The sequence below is a fragment of the Bradyrhizobium sp. BR2003 genome, from assembly GCF_009720285.1.
Classification (GTDB): domain Bacteria; phylum Pseudomonadota; class Alphaproteobacteria; order Rhizobiales; family Xanthobacteraceae; genus Bradyrhizobium; species Bradyrhizobium elkanii.
Genome location: NZ_SMYJ01000007.1, coordinates 67486 through 88405 on the forward strand (window position 1 = coordinate 67486; position 20920 = coordinate 88405).

Consider the following 20920-nt stretch of genomic DNA (forward strand, 5'->3'; position numbering starts at 1 on the left):
CGCCCGTCGATCGCCAATCGCAAATCCCAAGAAGAAACGGAATGCATGATGCCGAGTTTCCATCACGGCGATGTTGAAATTGCCTATATCGACGAGGGCGCGGGCGAACCGATCGTGCTGGTGCACGGCTTTGCCTCGAGCAAGAACGTCAACTGGATCTACCCGACCTGGGTGTCGGATCTCGTCAAGGCCGGCCGTCGGGTGATCGCGCTCGACAATCGCGGCCATGGCGAATCCGCCAAGCTCTACGATGCCGCGCAGTACGAGATCGCGACCATGGCCAGCGACGTGATCGCGCTGCTGGACCATCTCGGAATCACGCGCGCCGACGTCATGGGCTATTCGCTGGGCTCGCGGATGGCGGCGATCCTGGCGCGAGAGAATCCCGATCGGGTGCGCTCGGCGATCCTTGGCGGGATCGGCATCGGGCTGATCGAGGGCGGCGGCCCCGGCGAGACGGTCGCGCTGGCGCTGGAGGCGCCGGCGCTCGACGATGTCACCAACCCGGTCGGCCGTACCTTCCGCGCCTTTGCCGATCAGACCCGCTCCGATCGCCGCGCGCTCGCCGCGTGCCTGCGCGGTTCGCGCCGCCTGATGACGCACGAGGAGGCGGCCGGCATCCGCGTGCCGGTTTTGATCGCGGTCGGCAGCAAGGACGAGATCGCAGGCTCGGCGTCAGCGCTCGGCCGGATCATTCCGGGGTCGGAGGTGCTCGACATTCCGAACCGCGATCACATGCGGGCGGTCGGCGACAAGGTCTACAAGACCGGGGTCATCGACTTCCTGTCGCGGCGAAAATAGATCGTCGGCTTCATACTCGGCATCGTCCTTGGCGAAGGCGCGCGCGGCCGCGATCAGCACCACGAAGGTCGCGACCCACACCATGCGCGCGCCGTAGCGGTCGTGCGGCCCCGAGATCACGCCGCAGACGAAGGCATTGCCGAGCAAGGCGAGCGTGACCGTGCCCGCCAGCAGCGTCAGATCGTCGAGCCGCCGCTGCCACAGGCCGCGGCCGAACAGGATGACGACCAGGAGCATCGAGCCCAGCGCGACCGGCACGTGGATGCGGTTGATCGCGGTGAAGTCGAGGTGCCAGCGTTGCTGCCGCGCCGCGCGCATCGGCGCGACCTGTTTCGGGATGTAGCGCTCGATGATGCCGTAGGTATGCGGGATCCAGCCGTTGCTGCCTTCACCGGTCGCGACATGCATGAGCTGGTCTGCGGTTGCCGTCAGCGCCGCCTTGGCCTGCCATTCCGGATATTCGGCCAGCGAGCGCAGCACGATGTAGCCCATCTCGTCATTCAGTCCCTTGAAGCGGCCGAGCGTGTTGAACATGCTGTGGCCCCACAGGAAGTCGTCGGCGGTCGGCGGCAACTCGTCGCGATAGGGGCAGAGCTTCAGCTTCTCCGTCGCGCAATGATCGTGCAGATATTGCGCGACGATGCCGTCCTGCAGCATGCGGCCGAAGGCGACGCCATAGCCGCCGGGCGTCCAGGCCAGCTGTCCGGACAGCGCAAAGTTCGCCGCCAGCAGCATCGCCGCGCCGGCGACGGTGGTCAGGCTGCCTTGTACGAGGCCCGCGACCGGGATGCGGCGGCCGAGCCACGGACGCAGCATCCAGCCGACGCAGCACAGGCCGAGCAGCACCGCCAGCGTCGCGCTGTGCGTGGCGGCCGAAAACGCGATGAACGCGAACAGCACCGCCTTCTCCAGCGTCGAGATCCGTTCGCCGTGCAGGATGAGGATGAACAGCGCCAGCACCGAAAGGCCGGCGAAGATGTCGGTCAGCAGCATGCTGGCCAGCCAGGGCAGGGCGGTGGTCGCGATCAGCGCGAGGCTGATCGCGATCAGCCGGACCGGCCGGGCGAGGCCGAGCACGCGCAGCGTCAGCTGCAGGATCCACAGCGTCGCCAGGGTCTGGATGCCGAGGTTGAGCCAGAAGTCCGATGTCTCGCCGACATGGAGGTAGATGCCGAATACCGTGGACCGGCTCGGCACCAGATAGCCCTCATACCAGCGCGCCAGATAGCCGCCGGTATCCCATTGGAGCAGCGGATAGCCGTTCCAGAAGGCAGGGGCGAGCAGCAGGAGGGGGATGGCAATGGTCGCGATCCAGACCGACCGCGCATCGGTCAGGCGGGCACCTAAACGCTGGGTATTGATGATGTTTCCCCCTTTTATTGGGGCCGACCATGCCCAAAACCACACTGGGGACGAAATCCGCCAATAGTTGCAGAAGCACGGCTTGATTTCGGCAAAATCCCGACCAATTCCCCTAGACGCCGGCCCGGGGGTGTTCGGCGGGGGTTTACCGTACCGAGCCATCCCGGGACGCGCTGGGTCCATCGTGCTATAAGGCACATCAGAACAACCGAATTGCGAGAGCAGCTATGGCAGTTCATCAGGTCAATCCGCAGGGAGGCAAGCTTGCGGCGCTCGATCCGATCTGGGATCGAATCCGCGGCGAGGCGGAGGACATCCTGCGGCGCGAGCCGGAGCTCGCATCCTTTATCTATGCGACCGTGCTGCATCATGAGCGCCTGGAAGATTCGGTGGTCCATCGCATCGCTGAGCGGCTCGATCACGCCGCGCTGTCGGGCGATTTGATCCGCCAGACCTATGGCGAGGCGTTGCGCGATGCGCCCGACATCGGCAACGCCTTCCGCGCCGACCTCGTTGCCGTCTATGACCGCGATCCCGCGACCTCGCGCTTCATCGATCCCTTGCTCTACTTCAAGGGCTTTCACGCGCTGCAGACCCATCGTCTCGCGCACTGGCTCTATCAGAAGGGCCGCAAGGATTTTGCCTTCTACCTGCAGAGCCGCTCGTCGGCGGTGTTCCAGACCGACATCAACCCTGCCGCCAGGATCGGCCGCGGCATCTTCCTCGATCACGCCACCGGTTTCGTCTGCGGCGAGACGGCGGTCATCGAGGACGACGTCTCGATCCTGCATGGCGTCACGCTCGGCGGCACCGGCAAGGAGAACGAGGATCGCCATCCGAAGATCCGCCACGGCGTGCTGATCGGCGCCGGCGCCAAGATCCTCGGCAATATCGAGATCGGTCATTGCGCGCGCATCGCGGCCGGCTCCGTCGTCGTCAAGCCCGTGCCGCACAACGTCACGGTCGCGGGCGTGCCGGCGAAAATCGTCGGCGAAGCCGGCTGTGCCGAGCCGTCGCGCACCATGGACCAGATGCTCAGCGCGATCGGGCTTTGATTTCACTCGCTTTCTGATCGCGGCGAAAACGCGCCCAAACAAGAGTCGTGTGCGCAACATCACGTCGCTAAAGCCTGAAAAGGCTCTGGCGATCTTTGCCGTCTCGTCCTAAAACTCCCCCGAAAATCATCGACCCGATTGGAGACGGCCGTGGACGTTCAGGAAGTCAGGAAGCTCGACGCGTATCTCAAACGCGTGTTCAGCAATCCCAAGATCCGCGTGGTGCCGCGGCCCAAGAAGGACGACTCGGCCGAGGTCTATATCGGCGAGGAGTTCATCGGCGTGCTGTTCGTCGACGACGAGGACGATGATCGCTCGTTCCAGTTCCAGATGGCGATCCTGGAAGAGGATCTGGCCGAGTAGGGCTGAACGGCAGCGCGGCCTGTCACGCTGTCATTGCGAGGAACTCGCGACGAAATTGCATGGCAATTTCGCGCTGAAGCGACGAAGCAATCCATGCTTCCGCGCGTAAGGCTCAATGGATTGCTTCGCGGAGCCCGTCATCCGGCGGCGCTTCGCGCCGACCGGGTGGCTCGCAATGACGGGTAGCAGGTCGCACTATCCCTTCGTGCTGTGCATCTGCGCGGAGAGACGGTTCATCGCGGTGGCGATGTCGCGCCACTGCGCAAGCCAGCTGCGCGGAAAGCGGAAGGTCAGGTCGGCGCCGTCGATGCGCCGCTCGCTGAGGCACATGCCGGGCGTCGAGGTATCGCGCGTGCAGCGCGCGGTCAGCTGCGGCTCGCTCGCCGTGAATAGCTCCTCGCCGCCATAGGGCGTGCCGTCGCGGAACGCGCGCGCCGTCAGGCCGTCATCGGTGTTTGCGCGCTCGTCGAGATAGCGCGGATAGATCGTGCGCAGGCGCATGTCCGGCGCGAGTGAATCGTGGTGCGCCGCGATCGACACGAAGATCCTGTCGATCGGCTGCACCTTGTCCTCGACCGTATCGGCGCTGTAGTGCTTCGGCGCGGCAGGCGCGTCCAGCGACGGATAGAGGAAGCTCAAATCGACGCGCTCCTGCGGCCCGGAGTGGCGCTGGATCTTCATGCGCACGGCCATGGTCGGCACGTTGAACAGCGTGCCGCCGACGCTCACCGGCAGCCGCGACGGATCGCTCGGCGGGATGGTCGTGTAGGTCGGCCACAGCAGGTAGGCGACGAGCGCAATCGCGCCGGCCGCGATGACGGCCGAGGCGATGATCGGAACGAGATGCGCGCGCGGGTTGCGGCGGGTGTCGCGGGCGAGATGCTGGGCGGTCGAGAGAAGCGTCATGAGCAGGGCATAGATCAGGTCGGGAGTGGCCGAATCATCTGCCGAATATGCCACGTGGCGGGGAATTTCCGTACGATTCCAATGGAATCCGGGACCGAATGGCCATGCGCAAACGCCGCGCCTGACCCGTCCGGTTAACCTTTCCTTAAGGATGATGTGGCGGCCGACGGCCAATTCTGCGAAGCAGGGCGGGTGGCCTGTTGCGTAGCGGAAGTTCCGATGTCGCCCGATACCTTGAATTCCCTGTTCTCGCTCCTGATCGGTTTCGCGCTGGCGGGCGCACTGGCCAGCGGTTACCAGGCGATGGCGGAGCGTCCGGCCGGTTTCGGCCTGCTGCAGGAGGGCGTGGCGCCGAAGACCTTCGCCGCAGTCCCGTTCCTCGTCTTCGCCGCACCGTTCATCATCATGCGCAACACGCTGCGCGGGGCACGCATCGAGCGCCGTCGCTTCGAATTCGTGATGATGGCAACCGTCATCTCCGGCTTCTGGAGCCTGATGTCGGGCACCTTCTTCGTGATGACGCTGCGCGCTGCGGGCGTGCTCGCCTGATCCGATCATGATCCGCGGCCGATCACGGTCGCGCTTGCTTGAAACCATGTCGGCCGTCGTGCCAAGGTCTCCTTCGATCAGAGCTTCGGTTCTGATTGAATCAGAACCGAAGCTCTGGATTTTCGTTTCGACGCGTTTTCTTCACGCGAACCGGTGTCCACTTCGCTCGAAAACGCTCCAGGGAGACCTCAATGGCGATCTACGAACTCGACGGGCAGGCGCCCGATCTTCCCGCCGACGGCAGCTACTTCATCGCCGACAATGCCGTTGTGATCGGCAAGGTCCGCCTCAAGTCCGCAGCGAGCGTCTGGTTCGGCGCCGTGCTGCGCGGCGACAATGAGTGGATCGAGATCGGCGAAGGCTCCAACGTCCAGGACAATTCCACCCTGCACGTCGATCCCGGCTTTCCCCTCAGCATCGGCAACAACGTCACCATCGGCCACAATGCGATCGTGCACGGCTGCACGCTGGAAGACGGCGTCCTGATCGGGATGGGATCGATCGTGATGAACGGCGCGCGGATCCGGCGCGGCAGCGTGGTCGGTGCCGGCTCCGTCATCACCGAGGGCAAGGAGTTTCCGGAAAATTCCCTGATCATCGGTGCGCCCGCGCGTGTGGTGCGTACGCTTGACGCGGCGCAGGCCGAAGCGCTGTCGCGGCCGGCGAAGTCGTACGCGATCAGGGGCCCGCAATACAAAACCGGACTGAAGAAGATCGGCTGAAGCCTCAGCGCTTGCGGCCGCGCTTGCGCGCGGCGTTCGCTGCCGCGGGGCGAGGCTTCGCTGCGTCTTGCGGTCTCGTTGCCTGTTGAAGTCTTGTTGCTTCCTGAAGTCTTGCGCTCTTGCGCAGCGCATCCTTCAGGTCGATCGGAATGCCGTGCTTCTTGAGCAGGTCGGCGAAAGCCTCGTCGGCGAGCTCCTGCAAGGTCGCCATCCGGTCGCGCCCGAGCTGCTTCAGCTTGTCGAAAGTGTCGTCGTCAAACTCGATCAGCTTGCGCAAATTGCATTGCTCCCAGATTGTATTGCTCCAACGCCCGTGGGAACCGGCGTTTTGCGGACCCGTTGACGTCCGCAAGGCAGAATTGCCATGCGCAAATTATCTGTCACCACCGCGCTCGCGACAATCGCGATTGTGCTGGCGCCCGCGGTTACCGTCGCCCAAGGTACCGGGAGCGGCGGCCCTTCGTCAGCCAGCCCGACATCGCAGCAAGGGACGTCGCCGCCCGGGACCAACAGCGCCGGCACCGCGCAATGCTCCGGCAGCCCCAACACCGACAGAGGCGTTACCACCGGCTCGGCAACGAGGACCGAGAGCGTCGACAAGGCCATCGGCGACGAGAACGAAAAAGTCGACCGCCGTACGCGAGGCATCTGCCGCGGCTGTTAGCCTCTGCCGGCCACGCATGGATGAACGCGGGTCGCGCAGAAGTGAGCGCGACAAAGGCGCGCGGTGGAAGCCGCGGTCCTAGATTGGGTTAGCATGCGCAGGACGCGGCGGAGGAGGCTTGAAGAGAAAGCCTTTGAAAGAAGGAGTAACGGGTGATGTTGCGTAAAACGATGATTGCCTTGCTGGCGACGGCCTCGGTCGGTCTGTTCACCGTCGATGCTGCGTCGGCACGCGGTGGCTTCGGTGGCGGCGGCTTTCATGGTGGTGGCGGCTTCCGCGGTGGCGGCGGTTTTGGCGGCTTCCACGGCGGCGGCGCCGCATTCCGGGCCATGGGCGGCGGCGGTGGCTTCCGGTCGGCTGCAATCGGCGGCGGTTGGGCCGGCCGCGGCTGGCACGGCGGAGGCTGGCGCGGTGGCGGCTGGAACGGCGGCTACTATCGGCGCGGCTGGGGCGGCTGGGGCGGCTGGGGCTACCCGCTCGCCGCGGCAGCGGTCGGCTTCGGGCTGGGCTATGGCGCCTACGATTACTATGACGGCTACTACGGCAATCCATACTACGCCGGCTACGGCTATGACGATGGTTACGGCTATGGTTACGGCGGTTGTTACGTCGTGCGCCGTGCCGTGATGACACCGTATGGCTGGCGCGTTCGGCCGGTGCAGGTTTGCAATTGAGCCATTCGCTCACGCATGGCCGGTCCTTTTGGTCGCCATGCTGATGGTCTTGCAATGATCGGCGCGGCCGGCTTTTCGATGCTCGGCCGCCGCGTTGGGTCGCGCACTGGTATGCAGCTTGCACCGCTTGGCAGCAGTCCGTGCGTGACCGCGTCGCGAAAACCAATGGCCCGGCTGCGATTGAAGCCGGGCCCAGAGGACATCAGAGATGCTGACCATTCCTGACCTGACATTGCTGTTCATGGTGGTTGTCGCGAGCCTTGCCGTTGCGCTGATCTACATGCTCCGCGAGCTCGAGCCGAAGCTTGCGCGGCTGCGACAGAGAGGCGATCGCGCCAAATAGGCGGCAGTGCCGTTCGCTGCGGCTCTTGCCACGGTGGTGCTGCGCAGGCAGAGCCGTCGGCTGGGCACGCCGTATTCCTTCAGCCGGTCTGCATCTTTCGCGCGGCGAGGGCCGCTTTCTCGGTGGGCGGTCCCGAGTGGGATTCAAGGGCCAAAAAACAAGGCCGTCGACGTAGTATACCGTCAACGACCTTGCCAGCCCCGGATATTGAAATCGGCTCACGCCATCCGGTTATTGGAAGATGACTCGGATTCGAAGGCCGATATGTGAGCCAGTTCACAAAGTCTGGATTAATTCACGGTAACGGGCACTCCTGATCGGCCGCCGCAGCGGCCCGTGAGCCCGAACGTTCCCCGTTAGATGATGATCTTGCTCGGGATTTGGCGCGTTTTTATGGCTGGCCACCTAGCCGGGCGCCGGCCTTTCGGGGGCGTCAACCGCGCGACCTGTGGCGCTTCCGGTTGGCGCTGCGGGTCGCCTTTGAGCGCTTCCGCGGCGCGGGCTCGGCGGCCGGCTCGTTGGCCTGCGCGCTCGCCAGCGACTGGCGCAAACCCTCGACCTGTTCGGTCAGCGCGGCGACCTGGTCGGAGAGCCTCTTCGCATCGGCCGCCTGCAAGGCGAACTGCTTGCGCATGGTCTGCAGCTGGTCCTGCACCTCCTGCAGCTGGTCGATGGATTCCTGCTGGGTCACCTCCATCCCCTTGGTCTTTTCCACCAGGGCCTCGGAGACCTGGGCGGTCCGCGCCTGCAACTGACGCGCGGCGACCATCCGGTCGGTCTCCGGTACGTTGCCGGTGAAGGCGCGCCAAAGCGCGATCGAGCCGATGCCGAATAGCACGAGCACCAGCGCCACGGCGCCGATCGCGATCGGCTGCACGCCAATCAGGCTGCTGGCTTGTGAATTCCGGGGGGCAAGTTCGACCATGCGACCAACAACCGGACGTCAATTGAAAGGTTCGAAATAGCACAAACCTCGGCGTGGGCAAAACCGGGGGGTGTGTAGACCACTGCGGCAGCAGCGAAATTTGTATCACATGTTAATCTTCGGCCGCGCTGCTGGGCCTGGCCGGCGCGAATTCAAGCTCCCAAATTCAGCCTCTGGGCGATCAGGCCGACCCTCATGTCCTTTGCCAGATAGACGCAGGCGCCGTCGGCGAGCACCCGGCCGTCGGCGATGCCCAGCACCAGCCGGCCGCGCCTGGCCTGGCGTATGTCGACCTCATAGCGCACCAGCCTGACATCCGGCGTGATGTGCCCCCTGAACTTGACCTCGCCGACCCCGAGCGCGCGGCCCTTGCCCGGCGAGCCCGACCAGCCGAGCCAGAAGCCGACGATCTGCCACATGGCGTCGAGGCCGAGGCAGCCGGGCATCACGGGGTCGCAGGCGAAGTGACAGGCGAAGAACCAGTGGTCCGGCGCAATCTCGAGCTCGCCGGCGACATGTCCCTTACCGAAGGCGCCGCCGTCCAGGCTGATCTCGGTGATGCGGTCCATCATCAGCATCGGCGGCGCCGGCAGCTGCGCATTGCCCGGGCCGAAATAGCCGCCTTCGCTCGAGCGCAGCAGATCCTGTCTGCTGTAGGACGATTGCGGTGCGTGAAAATCGTGCGGATTGAACAAGATGGCCGTCGATGTTTGTGTTCTGGCTGAAGCTTAGCTGCGGCTGCGCCGCGTGGCCCTTGGCCGCGCGGACAGGGGTTTGGCAGGCAAGCCCAGCGCGGCGGCCATAAAGGCCCAGATGTCGCCGGTCAGGCATGCCGGATCAGGTCGTCTTTTGCTCGTGAGCGCGCCGATCAGCGCCTGGCGGATGCCGCCGATCATCAGCGCGATGGTGAGGTGAGGGTCGATGCCGCCGGGCACGATCCCGTCGCGCTGGGCCGCCTCGAGCATGCGGGCGCCGGCTGCAAGCTGCCGCCTGGTGAAGGCGGTCTCGACATCGAGCACCTCGGGCGCGCGGCTGAGCGGCCCGATCACGAGGGGCGCAAACGGGTGATCATAGTGAAAGGCGACATAGGCGCCGATCCGGGCCTTCTCCCGGTCCGCCCAGTTGCCGGCGGACAGCTTGGCGCCGCCGAATGCCGCCTCATCAAGTTGCTCGTAAAAGCCCTCGACGACGGCGGCGATCAGGCCGGCCTTCGATCCGAAGTGGTGGTAGGCGAGCCCGACCGAGACCTGCGCCCGCCTTGCGACGGCCTGCATCTCGAGGTGCCCATGACCCTCGATGAGCTCGGCCTGTGCTGCCGAGAGCAGCCGTTCCCGCGTCCCCAGGCTCGTCGCGTCCATCGTGGGTCCATTTCTGAATTGAATTCAATTCAATATTGGCAGTGCGAGAATGTCAAGCTGGGACCTTATCGCCAGGCCACCAACAAGATCGTCGGCATCTCGGACGAGACCGCGGCGTTTCTCGAGCGGTTCTTCCAGGCGTCGATCGACGCCGCTCAAAAAGGTTGCGGCCAGCCTTTGGGGGAAGGCTGGCCGCGCGCGAACCGGTCTGGGACGGGGAGGGGTGGGGATGTGACCGGGTCGCGAACTCGAAAATCCTCAGGTCTGCTCAGCGCGAGCTTGCCGTTGCAACTGCAGGGCGGTTGTCGCCGAGTGAGACCCACACATTGGGATCGCCCTGCGACTGCCGCTTGACGAAGCGGTAGCCAGTATCGGTCCAGGCGACGATGCTCTCGTTCTGGTTATCGAGCACGAACTCGCCCTTGTCGGTCTTCACCGTCAGCACCGCGTGGCCTTCGCCCTTCTTGTCGCGGACCACCGTGATCAGCAGCGCCTCGCGGGGCCAGCCGGCGTCCATCAGCATCTTGCGCTTCAGGAGCACGTAGTCCTCGCAGTCGCCGTAACCGTCTGATGGCAACGACCATTTCTCGATCACGCCCCAATGATCCATGTCGGTCATCGGCTTGATGGACTCGTTGACCCACTTGTTGACCCGTACGAGGTCCCGCCAAGCGGTCTGCGACAACACGATGTCGCGTGGTTGCGTCGCGCCGCCGCGGCATTCGCCCGGATTGTCGGCACAGAACTCGACCCAGCCGATCGGCGAACGCGCAACGTCACCCAGGCTGGCGTAGACCACGTCGCCGGCCTTGGCCGACACGCACGTCGCAAACAGAATGGCGGCAACCGCCAAACCTTTCCCCTGTCCCCTGAACCCAAACATCGCGGCCCCCGTTCTTCTTGTTGGGACCACGTTTCGCACAAAGCTTTTGCGCCGCCGCTAAGTACGCAAAGTAGATTTGACGCGAATACTGGTAAAAGCTGGGGCGAATTCGAACTGTACTTGAATCGAATTCGCGTAAAATTTGAAACAACTGCAATTGATTCAAATTTTATGCATTAACCCGACAAGCGCTGCGCCAGTGCGATTTGTTGCGCCAAGCGCTGCGGCCGTTAACCGCCGATTTCGCCGGGCCAAACGCGCCGAAGGCGGCCACCGGTGGCACCGGTGGCCGCCTTCGCGGGCCAAAACAGGGGTCTTGAGCGGTTTTTCGCTTTACCTCGCGGTAACGCTCTCTTCGAGGGTTTCCGCCGATTGCTCGTGAACGAACTCGAGCGCGAAGCCTTCCTCGAGATTTCGCACCACGCGGGCCTGCACCCGCCCGAGCATCACGAGCGATTTTAGCGGCGGGCGGTTCTCGGCGGCAATCGCAGCACCGGACAGGGAAAGATCGATGATGCGGCAGGTCATCCGCGTTCCGTCTTCCTGAGTCAGCAGCGCGATCGGGTTGCGCGGCACGATGCGGTCGTGACGGCGATCCTCGGGCAGATTGAGGATGTCGCGGTTGGCGAGCCAGGTCAGCTGGGCGGCGAGCTTGTCGCGCTTGCGCGCGGTGGCGCCGATCGTCATCGCAAAGCCGTTGTCGATGATGCGGGTGATGCGTCCTTCGACCCGGCCGATATGGTCGAGATAGGCGATCACACGGTCGCCGACATTGCCGATTCCCGGCGCCAGCAAAGCGAGGCCGCCCGGCGACATGTTGATAATCTGGCAGGGAAACTCGCGCCGGTCGGGCAGCATGTAGCGGCCGAGCAGGTGCACCTTGACGCGCTGGAAGCGCCGCCGCTCCTCGGCTACGGGGACGACGGTAGTTTTCTTCTGTGCAAACGACATCACGACAAACCCGGCCACCGTCCATTCGGAGCCCCGACGACCCTAAGGCTGATAGGGTTAACGGGGCGTTACGGTTGAAGCGGGGAACCCGCACACGGTGCAAGAGAGTGGAACCCCGCGTGGCCGCCAAGGGGTCAGGGCTGCGCATCAGGTTCGCCGAACCACCGCGTCATGACCTGAGTTGCTTGATCGAGGTGGGCGGCGGTGTCAGCGGCCCATGCGATAAAGCCGTCGGGGCGCACGAGCACGGCGTTGAGGCCCAGCCGATCCCGCGCGTCGCTTGCGACATAGCCGATCCGGCCACGCCAGCGATCGGCAAGCGCTTGCAGAGGAGAGCGCGGATCGAAGTCCAGCAGCAGGCCGCGACCGTTCCTGAGCAGTTCGCCGAGTTTCGTGCCACAGGCGAGCTCGAAGTCGGGCGCGCTGCGGCCCACCAAGGGATGGTTGCCGCCAAGATCGTAGCGCAGCGAAACGCCCCACACGCGCTCGGCGAAGTAGCTCGCGCCGTCTGACGTCGCGATCAGGTCGCGGATGATGGCTTCGAGCGCGCGTGAACTGCGGCTCGGCCGCATCAGCGCGACCTGGGCGCGCGACCAGTCCAGCACCTGCGCGCCCACCGGATGCCGCTCGCGAGAGTAGCTGTCGAGCAGACCCGCCGGTGCGTCGCCGCGGATCGTGGCCGCGAGCTTCCAGCCGACGTTCATCGCATCGCCAAGCCCGAGATTGAGCCCCTGGCCGCCGAGCGGAGAATGAATGTGCGCGGCATCGCCCGCGAGCAGCACGCGCCCGTTGCGGTAATCCGTCGCCTGACAGGCGCGATCGGTCCAGGTGGTGGCAAGCCGGAGCGCCGTCAACGTGATGTCCGTGCCGGAGACGCGGCGCAGCACCGCCTGCACATGCTCGCGCGTGATCGGCCGGGTTCGGTGGAAGGCGCCGCCATCGAACTCCACCATCGCGATCGTGCCGGGCCGCGCGTAGGTATACATGCCCGTCGGCATGTAGTGACGGCCGGTGCGGAGCTGGTCCGGATCGGCGATCTCGACCTCGACCGAATAGCCGGTGAACTCGGGATCGGTGCCGACGAATTCAAAGCCGCCGGCCTTGCGCACCATGCTGCGGCCGCCGTCACAGCCGACCAGCCAGTGTCCGTGAAAAGTCGCGCCCCCGGCGCGTACGGTGACGCCGTCGTCCGACTGATCCAGCGCATCGACGCCGAGCCCGCGCCTGATCTCGGCCCCCATCGCGGTTACGCGCGCGGCGAGGGCGGATTCGAGCGCCTCCATGTCGACCGCCATGCTGGTGCCCGCCGGGCTCGGCAAGCGAAACGGCCACTTCGACGTGTCGACATCATCGTGAAAGAACTGGATGCCGGCAAAATGGCCGGCCGGGCGGCGCGGCCGTTGCGTCCAATCCGCGCCATTCGATGCGCTGCTGCCCGAGCCATCTCTTGCGTGCTGCCGCGCCGCGATGTCATCCAGCATCCCGCGACGATGGAACGCCTCGATGCTGGGCGCCGAAAGGCCGCGGATGCCGAAGGGCAGCCGCTTCAATGGCGAGCATGGCTCCGCGGCCTGCTCCAGCACCAGGACCGATAGGTTTGCGCGCCGCAGCTCGCAGGCAAGCAGCAGGCCGACCGGGCCGGCACCGGCAATCACGACATCATGGGGAAGAGGGCGGCTGGTGCGCATGAACTGCTCCTTTGTCGGTGTTCGACCGGAGCGGTTCGTCGGGTTGAGAACCACACGGACGAACATTGGGCGCCTGGATGGCGTCCGGTGTTCGTCGTGGGGATCTCATGCACGAGGCAGGAGACCAGAGCTTTCGTTTTCGAAAGGACTTGGGCTTACCAAACCAAGTCTGCCTTTTCCGACGCGGCGTATATAGCTGCGTGGCGTTCGATCCGCAACGGAAGATGCGCGGCTGCGGATTACTGGAACAATGCGCGGCCGCGATGTCGCGGCGCGACCGCGTCGGCGTTGCCTGGTTCGTCGACGCGGCGCGGGCCCCGGTGCGGCGCAAGATTGTCCGGCGTCTTGATGCTGCTCGCTGACGTGACGATCTCCGCGCGAAAGCGACGCGGTGAGGTTATTCGGCCTCGGCGTCCATTTCCGGTTCAACGGCCGTTTCCGGTTCGACAGCCGCCGCTGGCGGTTCAATGGTCACGGCTTTCAGCACCTTTCGTTTTGCCGCGCGGACCTCAATCTGCAGCGGCGGCTGATAGGACCCGCTTGGCGGCACGAAGACGAAGGCATGGTGTCCATCGCCCTTGTTGAGCTTGAGAAGATCGTTGCGGAACTCATCGGCGACGACTTCGCCGACGAGATTGCCGTTGAAGTAGATATCGATCGCGACCCTCTTGTCGGGGTGCTGGTTGTACAGGGCCCAGCCGCCAATCCTTGTTTCGTTGCAGACGTCGACATGGCCGGTGATCTCGCCATACAGACTCTCGATGCCGGCCTCGATCACCTCGAGGTCGCCCTTGTAGATCGATCTCGTCACATCGAAGCTGAAATTCGCGGTATCGACGCATTGGTCGAGCAGGCTCTGTCGATGCTCCTTCATGCGTTGCAGCGTGTCCAGTTCGCCCAACTTGACGTACATGCCGACGATACCTTCGATACCAGGATTCATGGTGTCGTTCCCCGCAATGCTACCAGCCAATTCGCCCTCGGCTGCTTTCACAATCGATGCCTCCTTGCGGAAAATACTCCGCCAGGACTTGAAGCGCCTCGTTCCGCCATGGTCTGTCATGAAGACCTTCATGACAGGCCTTCATGACATCCCAATCGTCCTGACCTAAAGTCGGCTCGGCCGAACCCGGCCCAACGACAGGGACAGGGAGAGCGAACCGATGGAGCAGATCCGCGTCTGCACGCATGATGGACCTGGAGCCAAGCCGGTAATCCGGACAGTGCCATGGCCGGAAATCGGCAAAAAGGCGGCCTTGATCAAGGTCGGCGCCTGTGGCGTTTGCGGAACCGATCTGCACATCCTGAAGGGACATTGGCCGAAGCCGTTGCCGTGGCCGTTCACGCTGGGCCATGAACTCGGCGGCGTGATCGTCGAATGCGGCGCGGAGTTCACCGAGGATTTCATGAGCAAGCCGCTGCAGGTGGGATCGAAGGTGATGATCCCGCCCTTGATGCCGTGCGGCCGCTGCTACTACTGCATCCATTATCCCGAGAGCGCCAACAAATGCCTGACGCCGGTCTATTACGGCCGCTATCTCGGCTTCGACAAGACACCGCACATGTGGGGCGGCTGGGCTGAATATGTCTATGTCGATCTCGACATGCTGCCCGGCACCAAGATCTACAAATTGCCTGACGACATGTCGCTGCGGCTCGGCGCGCTCTCCGAGCCTCTGACATCCTGCATCCGCGCCTTCAACCGCGCCACCCGCGCCGGCGGCTTCAGATGGGCGACACGGTGGTGATCCAGGGCTCGGGGCCGATCGGCATCCTCGCGGTCGCCGCCGCGCAGGAAATGGGCGCAGGGCGCGTGATCTGCGTCGGCGCGCCGGAGACGCCGCGCCTTGCGCTGGCCCGCAGGTTCGGCGCCGAGGCGACCGTCGATATCGAGCAGCTCGAGACGCCGGAGCAGCGCATCAAGGCGGTGCGCGACATCGTCGGCGGCTTCGGCGCCGACCTCGTCATGGACTGCTCGGGCCATCCGACCGCCGGCCCCGAAGGCATCGAGATGCTGCGCGACGGCGGCACCTATGTCGAGATGGGGCAGTTCACCGATGCCGGCTCGATCAACACGTCATGGCACCGCATCTGCACCAAGGATCTCAACGTGCTCGGCTCCTGGGGCTTTACCGGCAACGACCTGCCGCTCGGCGTCGACATGCTCTACCGCACGCGCAACAAATATCCCTGGCTCGACATGCAGACGATCTATCCGTTCACCGAAGACGGCATCGCCCGCGCGGTTGCCGACGCAATGGCGATGAAGACGGTGAAGTCGACCATCGTGCCGTGGCCGGAACTGGTCGGGTGAAGCAGATGGCGCATTCAGCAGATCCTGCTGCAGTGCTCCCAAGGATTTGTGACCAGGGTGCGGCGATTGGGCCCTGATATCGCTCGCCGGGACGACGGCCCGGCGCTAACATCGGAGCATGCATTCGAACCGTGTGCCGCCGAGCGCGACGTTTGCGTGGGGAAACGTGTCCGAGGACTTCGCGCTGTTCAGAACCCTCAGCGCGGAGCAGCGGCGGATTGCCTTTGGTGCAATGACCCGGCGCGACCTCGTGCGCGGCGAGTTGCTGGTCGAGCAGGGCGGCGCCTCCGACGCGCTGTTTCTGGTGCTGCACGGCGCGCTCGCGGTGTACCGGACCAGTCATCCCGAACCGATCGCGGAGCTTCGCGCCGGCGAACTGGTCGGCGAGATCGGCTTCTTTGCCAATATCCCGCGCACGGCCAATGTGATTGCGATCCGCGATACCAGCGTGCTGGTGTTGACGCGCGCCGCCTATACGACGCTGGCGCGGGAAACGCCGGAGATCGTCGAGGCGCTGCTGGCTGCGCTCGCGCGGCGGTTTGCCACCGAGACCGCGCGCCTGTTGCCGGTCCGGGCGTCACCGAAGGCGCGCACCGTCGCGCTGATCTCGGGCGGACGCGAACCGATGCCTGCCGCCTTTGAGCACAGGTTGCGCGAAGGCCTTGCCGCTGCGGGTGCCGAGATCGTCGACCTCGCGCGCGTTCAGGCGATGTTTCCCGGCCGCGCGCTCGACGCATCCGAAGTCGCCGACTGGCTCAACAGGATCGAGTACGATGCGCCACTGGTGGCCTATTTCGGTGGTCCTGACGCGTCGGATTGGGCGCGGAAAACCATCCGTCAGGCCGACCTTGTCGTGTTCGCCTGCCGTGGCCATGCGCCCACGCCCGATCTGACGGAGATCGAGCGCTTCGCCTGCGGCGTGCATCCGGCGTCGACGCGGCGCCTCGTTCGGGTTCACGATGTCAGGCGCCACGAGGTCAGCGGCACCGCGGCGTGGCTGGCGCGGCTGCCCTGCTTCATGCATCATCATGTCGCGCTCGAGGACCAGCTCGACATCGACAGCCTGGTTCGCTTTCTGTGCGGTCGCGCCGTCGGATTTGTCGCCGGTGGCGGCGGCAGCCTCGGCACGGCGCATGTCGGCGTCTACAAGGCGTTTCGCGAGCGCGGCGCGACGTTCGACATCTTTGTCGGCACCAGCGTCGGCTCGGCGATGGCGGCGGGCTTTGCCAAGAACTACGACGCCGAGCATCTCGAGCGCGGCACGCATGAGATCTTCGTCTCCAGCCGCAGCTTCCGCCGCCCGACCTGGCCGCGCTACGCCTTGCTGGATCACAAGGCGTTCGATGCGGCGCTCGCCGATCAGTACGGCCACAATTGCCGGATCGAGGACTGCTGGCGGCCGTTCGCGGCGGTCGCGACCAATCTGTCGACGCACAATCTCGAATTGATCCGCACCGGTCTGCTGTGGCAGGCGGTGCGGGCGTCGAGCGCCATCCCCGGTCTGCTGCCGCCGTTCTATACAAGGGACGGCTCGATGCTGGTCGACGGATGCCTCGTCGACAACGTTCCGCTGGCGCAGATGCACCAGATGAAGAGCGGACCGAATCTGGTGGTCCATTTCGGCGACCCGGCCACCGAGATGTTCGACGTCGACTATGCCGCGCTGCCGGGCCGGCTTGAGCTGCTTGCATCGCTGCTGACGCCGTTCCGCAAGAAATTGCTTCCGGCCGCGCCGAGCGCCGTCAACGTGCTGTGGCGGAGCCTCGTTGCGCATCAGCGCTATGATACGCTGCCGACCACACCGCTCGACATGGTGATGCGTCCGCCGACGCCCGACGGCATCGACGTCACCGATTTCGACCGCCATCAGGAAATCTTCGAGTCCTCGTACCGCTGGGCCCGCGAGACCATTGCTGCCTCTGAGGCGGCGCATCATCCGGCGATAGCGGCCATCGTCGCGTCGGCCAACGGAGCGGACAAGGCAACGGAGATGGTTGCTGACAGGGGCGCGGATCGCGCGACAGCGACCGCGCCGGTTTCCCAACAGGCCCGAGTCGGTTGACCGGCTTGCAGGCGCCGGCGAACTCGACCATCGTGCCGGACCGAATCCGGAGAACACGATGCCTTTCGATCTGATCCTGCGCGGCGGACGGGTGATCGACCCGTCGCAAAAACTCGATGCCGTGACCGATGTCGGCTTTGCCGCGGGCAAGGTCGCTGCGCTCGGCCGCGAGTTGCAAGCCGATCCCGCCACCGAGGTCCGCGACGTCTCGGGGCTGATCGTCTCACCGGGGATCATCGACCTGCACACCCATGTCTATTGGGGCGGCACCTCGCTCGGCATCGATGCGGAGAAGTTTTGCCGCAACTCCGGCGTCACCACCTCGGTCGACACCGGCAGCGCCGGCCCGGGCAATTTTGCGGGCTTCCGCAAGCATGTGATCGAGCCGAGCCAGGTCCGCATTCTCGCCTATCTGCACGTCTCGCATGCCGGCATCTTCGGCTTCTCGGATCGCGTGATGGTCGGCGAGAGCGAGGAGCTGCGGCTGATGAATCCCATCGACGCGGCGCGGGTCGCCGACGAGAACCGCGACCTGATCGTCGGCATCAAGGTGCGGGTCGGCCTGTTCGCCTCGGGCACCTCGGGGCTGGTGCCGCTCGAGATCGCGCTCGAGGTTGCCGAGCAGGTGGGCATGCCCCTGATGGCGCATATCGACCATCCGCCGCCGAGCTATGAGGAGGTGCTCGCGCGCCTGCATCCGGGCGACGTGCTGACTCATGCGTTCCGTCCGTTCCCCAATACGCCCGCGACCGCGCAGGGCACGGTGAAGAAGGTCGTGCTGGAGGCGCGCGAGCGCGGCGTGCTGTTCGATATCGGCCATGGCAAGGGCTCGTTCGCCTTCAAGACGGCGCGCGCGATGCTCGCCAACGGCTTCTACCCCGATACCATCTCCTCCGATATCCATCAGCTCTGCATCGACGGCCCGGCGTTCGACCAGGTGACGACGATGTCGAAATTTCTCTGCATGGGCATGCCGCTGCCGGACGTGATCGCGGCGTCCACCGTCAATGCCGCGATGGCGTTGCGGCGGCCGGAGCTCGGTAGCCTCAAGCCGGGCAGCGTCGGCGACGCCACGCTGATCTCGGTCAGGCAGGGGACGTTCGACTATGTCGATGTGGTCGGCGAGCATCTGGCGGGCGATCGCAAGATCGCATCCGAAGGCGTCGTGATCGGCGGACGCTGGTGGCATCCGAAATAGGGCGCTTAATCATAGAAGCCCGCGTCCGCTTTGCGCCTCCAAGGCAACGCCGGTCGAGCGTTGGTAAAGGCAGGCTTGAGTATCACTCGAGCGGAACGTTCGTCAGGATGACGCCGGCGTCCCGACGCTGGCGGGGAACTGGCTCTTTGGCTTTAGGGTGTCGGTCCTTACGCAACCGCGCGCCACGTGCAGGAAATTCTTCGAGCCACGCATCGGCTGGTCGCCAGTGATGTTGCCGAAGACACGCGGGACAGAGAACGGGAAGGGCGACGTCCGGAAGGCTTGCGAATATAACCATGTCCGTGCGCAAGCCAGTCGCGACGGTTCTAAGCGTATCAGGGCACCGTGTCACAATGAGTGCCATCGCGGATTTCCGACGCCTCCGATCCGGAAAATGTGAAGCGCGCTCCACCTGGTTCGACAAGTAGAGCGCACGCACAACTTCAAGCAGCCGCCTTGACTTCAATCTTCTGAGGCAGCGCCGCGGCGGGTTTGGTCACTGTCACCTTGAGTACGCCGTTCTTGAGCGATGCCTTGATGGCATCGGCATTCACGCCCGACGGAAGCTGAAGAGACCGATAGAACGAGCCGTAGCTGCGCTCTATGCGATGGTAGTTCTTATCGTTCTCTTCCTTTTCCGCCTTCTTCTCTCCTTTGATGGTGAGAACGTCGTCGGCCACGTTGACCTGGACATCTTTTTGTTCAAGACCCGGCAACTCGGCCGTAATTTCGATATCTTTGTCGGTCTCGGCGATGTCCATGTTCAACGTAAGACCCGGCGACGCTCTGAAGTCCGGAGATGGCCAATCTCGCGGGAAAGTATCGAAAATGCGCTCAATCTCGCGATGAAGCGAGCTTGCAAAATCCACGTTCGGACGGGCGACGAGAGACTTCTGCTGCGTGATCGAAACTGGCAATGGTGCTGCCATATGTGATCTCCTATCGTACGAAACATGTAAAATGTGCCGCAGCTTCAATGCAAAACGCTGCCCTGCGAGGTGAACAGACCTAAGTTTGCGAGCCAGATCTTGTTTGGTCGACTGACGTTTCGAAGCCTTTTCGAAACAGGACGGCGTGGTCCGCGAAAACTGCGACGCATCGATGACTTCGCGCGAAATTTCGAACACGAGCTACAGCTGCGTCGTTCGTGCCGAACAATCGTTCGTAATCGCGATGTGCAATCTGGTGCAACGAGCCCTCCGAAAGCGAGGCGAGCTTTTGCTCCAGATCGGGAAGGGTGAAGCCTCGTCGCACGGAATCAACCTCCAGCGGATCGATGGAAGGCGGCTCGTGAGGCGGCTCGACATGACCGCGCCGCCTCACGGTCGCTACATCATCGGCCGATTGTCAGCCGGTCTTGAACGAATTGAACGCCATCCACCGACCAGGCCGCCCGCTCGACCGCCTGTCTTTCGTCCCAGCAGTCCACCTTGCCTTCGAGCTTGACGTTGTTCCCATCCGTCACGTTCACACGAATAGCGTCCGCTTCAATGTGAGCGCGGCGAGTCAGTGCTTGCTCGATTTTCTTTTTGATATCCGAAGCAATCGGCCGGGGAATGAGCTCGATATCGTTGAGCACGCCCACGACGCCGGACAGTCTCCAGACCGCCTTCTCGGCAGCATTCTTCTGGAATTGCCAGGCGACCTTTCCTGTGAGAGTCACTAGCCCTTTTTGGACAGTGACCTGAACCGCATCGTCCGGGATGGTCGTGTCCCAACGAATGATACTCAACGCTCGTTTCGCGATTTCATCGTCGGAGGTCCTTTTGTCGCTCGCGTAGCGCACTTCAATTTCCTGCGCGACGCCGTGGACGCCCTTAACGCGGCGCGCTGCCTGCTCGGCCGCAACCTTCTGCGCATAGCTCGGAACATGGCCCGTCAAGGTCACAACACCACAGTCCGCTACAACACCAATATTCGCTGAATCGATGCTGGGCTCGAAATCGAGTTCATCGAGAACCATCTGCTGCAACTGGCGATTGTCCATGACAAGTCTCCATATAACAGCATAAATTATGGATGCGGCATCCCAACACGACGTTGATATGCGTCAATATCTAGCAGGGAAACTCTGCATCCAAAACGCAGAACCGATCTGCGTG

Annotated in this window: 22 protein-coding genes and 2 pseudogenes; 12 read left to right on the top strand and 12 right to left on the bottom strand. The window is 64.1% G+C overall.

What is annotated here, in order from left to right:
• The first annotated feature begins 48 nt into the window (after window positions 1-48).
• On the top strand, window positions 49-801 hold the full coding sequence (locus E2I15_RS02045) for an alpha/beta fold hydrolase (protein WP_137479961.1): 753 nt from the start codon (window positions 49-51) through the stop codon (window positions 799-801).
• 15 nt (window positions 802-816) lie between these two features.
• Here the strand turns inward: E2I15_RS02045 and E2I15_RS02050 are convergent.
• Window positions 817-2208, bottom strand: a pseudogene (locus E2I15_RS02050) (hypothetical protein); the annotation flags it as partial.
• 182 nt (window positions 2209-2390) lie between these two features.
• On the opposite strand from E2I15_RS02050, the gene cysE reads away from it, so the two are divergent.
• Complete coding sequence (cysE, locus tag E2I15_RS02055; RefSeq protein WP_018272333.1) at window positions 2391-3218, top strand: serine O-acetyltransferase; 828 nt, start codon at window positions 2391-2393, stop codon at window positions 3216-3218.
• 150 nt (window positions 3219-3368) lie between these two features.
• Window positions 3369-3581: a DUF3126 family protein gene (locus E2I15_RS02060; protein ID WP_021077729.1), complete on the top strand. Its 213-nt coding sequence runs from the start codon at window positions 3369-3371 to the stop codon at window positions 3579-3581.
• Between the two features lie 195 nt (window positions 3582-3776).
• Here the strand turns inward: E2I15_RS02060 and E2I15_RS02065 are convergent, their stop codons facing one another.
• A complete protein-coding gene (locus tag E2I15_RS02065) occupies window positions 3777-4487 on the bottom strand; it encodes a hypothetical protein (protein ID WP_155262184.1) in 711 nt (236 codons plus the stop codon).
• A gap of 219 nt (window positions 4488-4706) precedes the next feature.
• Here E2I15_RS02065 and E2I15_RS02070 point away from each other — a divergent pair, with 219 nt between their 5' ends.
• Together E2I15_RS02070 and E2I15_RS02075 are read left to right on the top strand one after the other, a co-directional pair.
• The gene (locus tag E2I15_RS02070; RefSeq protein WP_038383291.1) at window positions 4707-5036 is read left to right on the top strand and encodes a DUF6949 family protein; all 330 of its coding nucleotides are present in this window, start codon (window positions 4707-4709) and stop codon (window positions 5034-5036) included.
• Between the two features lie 191 nt (window positions 5037-5227).
• The gene (locus E2I15_RS02075) at window positions 5228-5758 is read left to right on the top strand and encodes a gamma carbonic anhydrase family protein (RefSeq protein ID WP_028342934.1); all 531 of its coding nucleotides are present in this window, start codon (window positions 5228-5230) and stop codon (window positions 5756-5758) included.
• Window positions 5759-5762: 4 nt separating this feature from the next.
• On the opposite strand, the gene E2I15_RS02080 is transcribed toward E2I15_RS02075, so the two are convergent.
• Window positions 5763-6035, bottom strand: coding sequence for a hypothetical protein (locus E2I15_RS02080; protein WP_137479959.1), 273 nt, complete (start codon window positions 6033-6035; stop codon window positions 5763-5765).
• A gap of 87 nt (window positions 6036-6122) precedes the next feature.
• On the opposite strand from E2I15_RS02080, the gene E2I15_RS02085 reads away from it, so the two are divergent.
• From E2I15_RS02085 to E2I15_RS39505, 3 genes are all read left to right on the top strand, one after another.
• Complete coding sequence (locus E2I15_RS02085) at window positions 6123-6422, top strand: hypothetical protein (RefSeq protein WP_137479958.1); 300 nt, start codon at window positions 6123-6125, stop codon at window positions 6420-6422.
• 155 nt (window positions 6423-6577) lie between these two features.
• Window positions 6578-7096, top strand: coding sequence for a hypothetical protein (locus E2I15_RS02090; RefSeq protein WP_137479957.1), 519 nt, complete (start codon window positions 6578-6580; stop codon window positions 7094-7096).
• A gap of 208 nt (window positions 7097-7304) precedes the next feature.
• The gene (locus E2I15_RS39505; protein WP_276486715.1) at window positions 7305-7439 is read left to right on the top strand and encodes a hypothetical protein; all 135 of its coding nucleotides are present in this window, start codon (window positions 7305-7307) and stop codon (window positions 7437-7439) included.
• Between the two features lie 433 nt (window positions 7440-7872).
• Here E2I15_RS39505 and E2I15_RS02095 read toward each other — a convergent pair whose 3' ends face one another.
• The 6 genes from E2I15_RS02095 to E2I15_RS02120 all read right to left on the bottom strand — a co-directional run bounded on the left by E2I15_RS02095 (window position 7873) and on the right by E2I15_RS02120 (window position 13244).
• Window positions 7873-8364 (bottom strand): hypothetical protein, encoded by a 492-nt coding sequence (locus E2I15_RS02095; protein WP_137479956.1) that lies wholly within the window; start codon window positions 8362-8364, stop codon window positions 7873-7875.
• Window positions 8365-8516: 152 nt separating this feature from the next.
• Complete coding sequence (fabA, locus tag E2I15_RS02100; RefSeq protein WP_137479955.1) at window positions 8517-9059, bottom strand: bifunctional 3-hydroxydecanoyl-ACP dehydratase/trans-2-decenoyl-ACP isomerase; 543 nt, start codon at window positions 9057-9059, stop codon at window positions 8517-8519.
• A gap of 33 nt (window positions 9060-9092) precedes the next feature.
• A complete protein-coding gene (locus E2I15_RS02105) occupies window positions 9093-9722 on the bottom strand; it encodes a TetR/AcrR family transcriptional regulator (protein ID WP_137479954.1) in 630 nt (209 codons plus the stop codon).
• Window positions 9723-9990: 268 nt separating this feature from the next.
• Window positions 9991-10605, bottom strand: a complete 615-nt coding sequence (locus E2I15_RS02110; protein WP_026192955.1) for a transglutaminase-like cysteine peptidase — start codon at window positions 10603-10605, stop codon at window positions 9991-9993.
• Between the two features lie 333 nt (window positions 10606-10938).
• Window positions 10939-11556, bottom strand: coding sequence for a PilZ domain-containing protein (locus E2I15_RS02115; protein WP_028336124.1), 618 nt, complete (start codon window positions 11554-11556; stop codon window positions 10939-10941).
• Window positions 11557-11690: 134 nt separating this feature from the next.
• Window positions 11691-13244 (bottom strand): FAD-dependent monooxygenase, encoded by a 1554-nt coding sequence (locus tag E2I15_RS02120; protein WP_137479952.1) that lies wholly within the window; start codon window positions 13242-13244, stop codon window positions 11691-11693.
• Between the two features lie 200 nt (window positions 13245-13444).
• Between E2I15_RS02120 and E2I15_RS02125 the strand changes: the two genes are divergently transcribed.
• Window positions 13445-13606, top strand: coding sequence for a hypothetical protein (locus E2I15_RS02125; RefSeq protein WP_155262177.1), 162 nt, complete (start codon window positions 13445-13447; stop codon window positions 13604-13606).
• Between the two features lie 35 nt (window positions 13607-13641).
• Here E2I15_RS02125 and E2I15_RS02130 read toward each other — a convergent pair whose 3' ends face one another.
• Entirely contained in the window at window positions 13642-14319 is a 678-nt protein-coding gene (locus E2I15_RS02130; protein ID WP_137479951.1) for a hypothetical protein, read from the bottom strand.
• A gap of 88 nt (window positions 14320-14407) precedes the next feature.
• On the opposite strand from E2I15_RS02130, the pseudogene E2I15_RS02135 reads away from it, so the two are divergent.
• The 3 genes and pseudogenes from E2I15_RS02135 (at window position 14408) to E2I15_RS02145 (ending at window position 18818) form a co-directional block, all read left to right on the top strand.
• Window positions 14408-15558, top strand: a pseudogene (locus E2I15_RS02135) (zinc-binding dehydrogenase).
• 166 nt (window positions 15559-15724) lie between these two features.
• Window positions 15725-17620, top strand: a complete 1896-nt coding sequence (locus tag E2I15_RS02140) for a patatin-like phospholipase family protein (RefSeq protein WP_349629358.1) — start codon at window positions 15725-15727, stop codon at window positions 17618-17620.
• Between the two features lie 58 nt (window positions 17621-17678).
• Window positions 17679-18818: an amidohydrolase/deacetylase family metallohydrolase gene (locus E2I15_RS02145; protein ID WP_137479949.1), complete on the top strand. Its 1140-nt coding sequence runs from the start codon at window positions 17679-17681 to the stop codon at window positions 18816-18818.
• Between the two features lie 443 nt (window positions 18819-19261).
• On the opposite strand, the gene E2I15_RS02150 is transcribed toward E2I15_RS02145, so the two are convergent.
• On the bottom strand, window positions 19262-19747 hold the full coding sequence (locus tag E2I15_RS02150) for an Hsp20/alpha crystallin family protein (protein WP_137479948.1): 486 nt from the start codon (window positions 19745-19747) through the stop codon (window positions 19262-19264).
• Window positions 19748-20151: 404 nt separating this feature from the next.
• Window positions 20152-20805, bottom strand: a complete 654-nt coding sequence (locus tag E2I15_RS02155; protein ID WP_137479947.1) for a BON domain-containing protein — start codon at window positions 20803-20805, stop codon at window positions 20152-20154.
• Window positions 20806-20920: the final 115 nt, after the last annotated feature.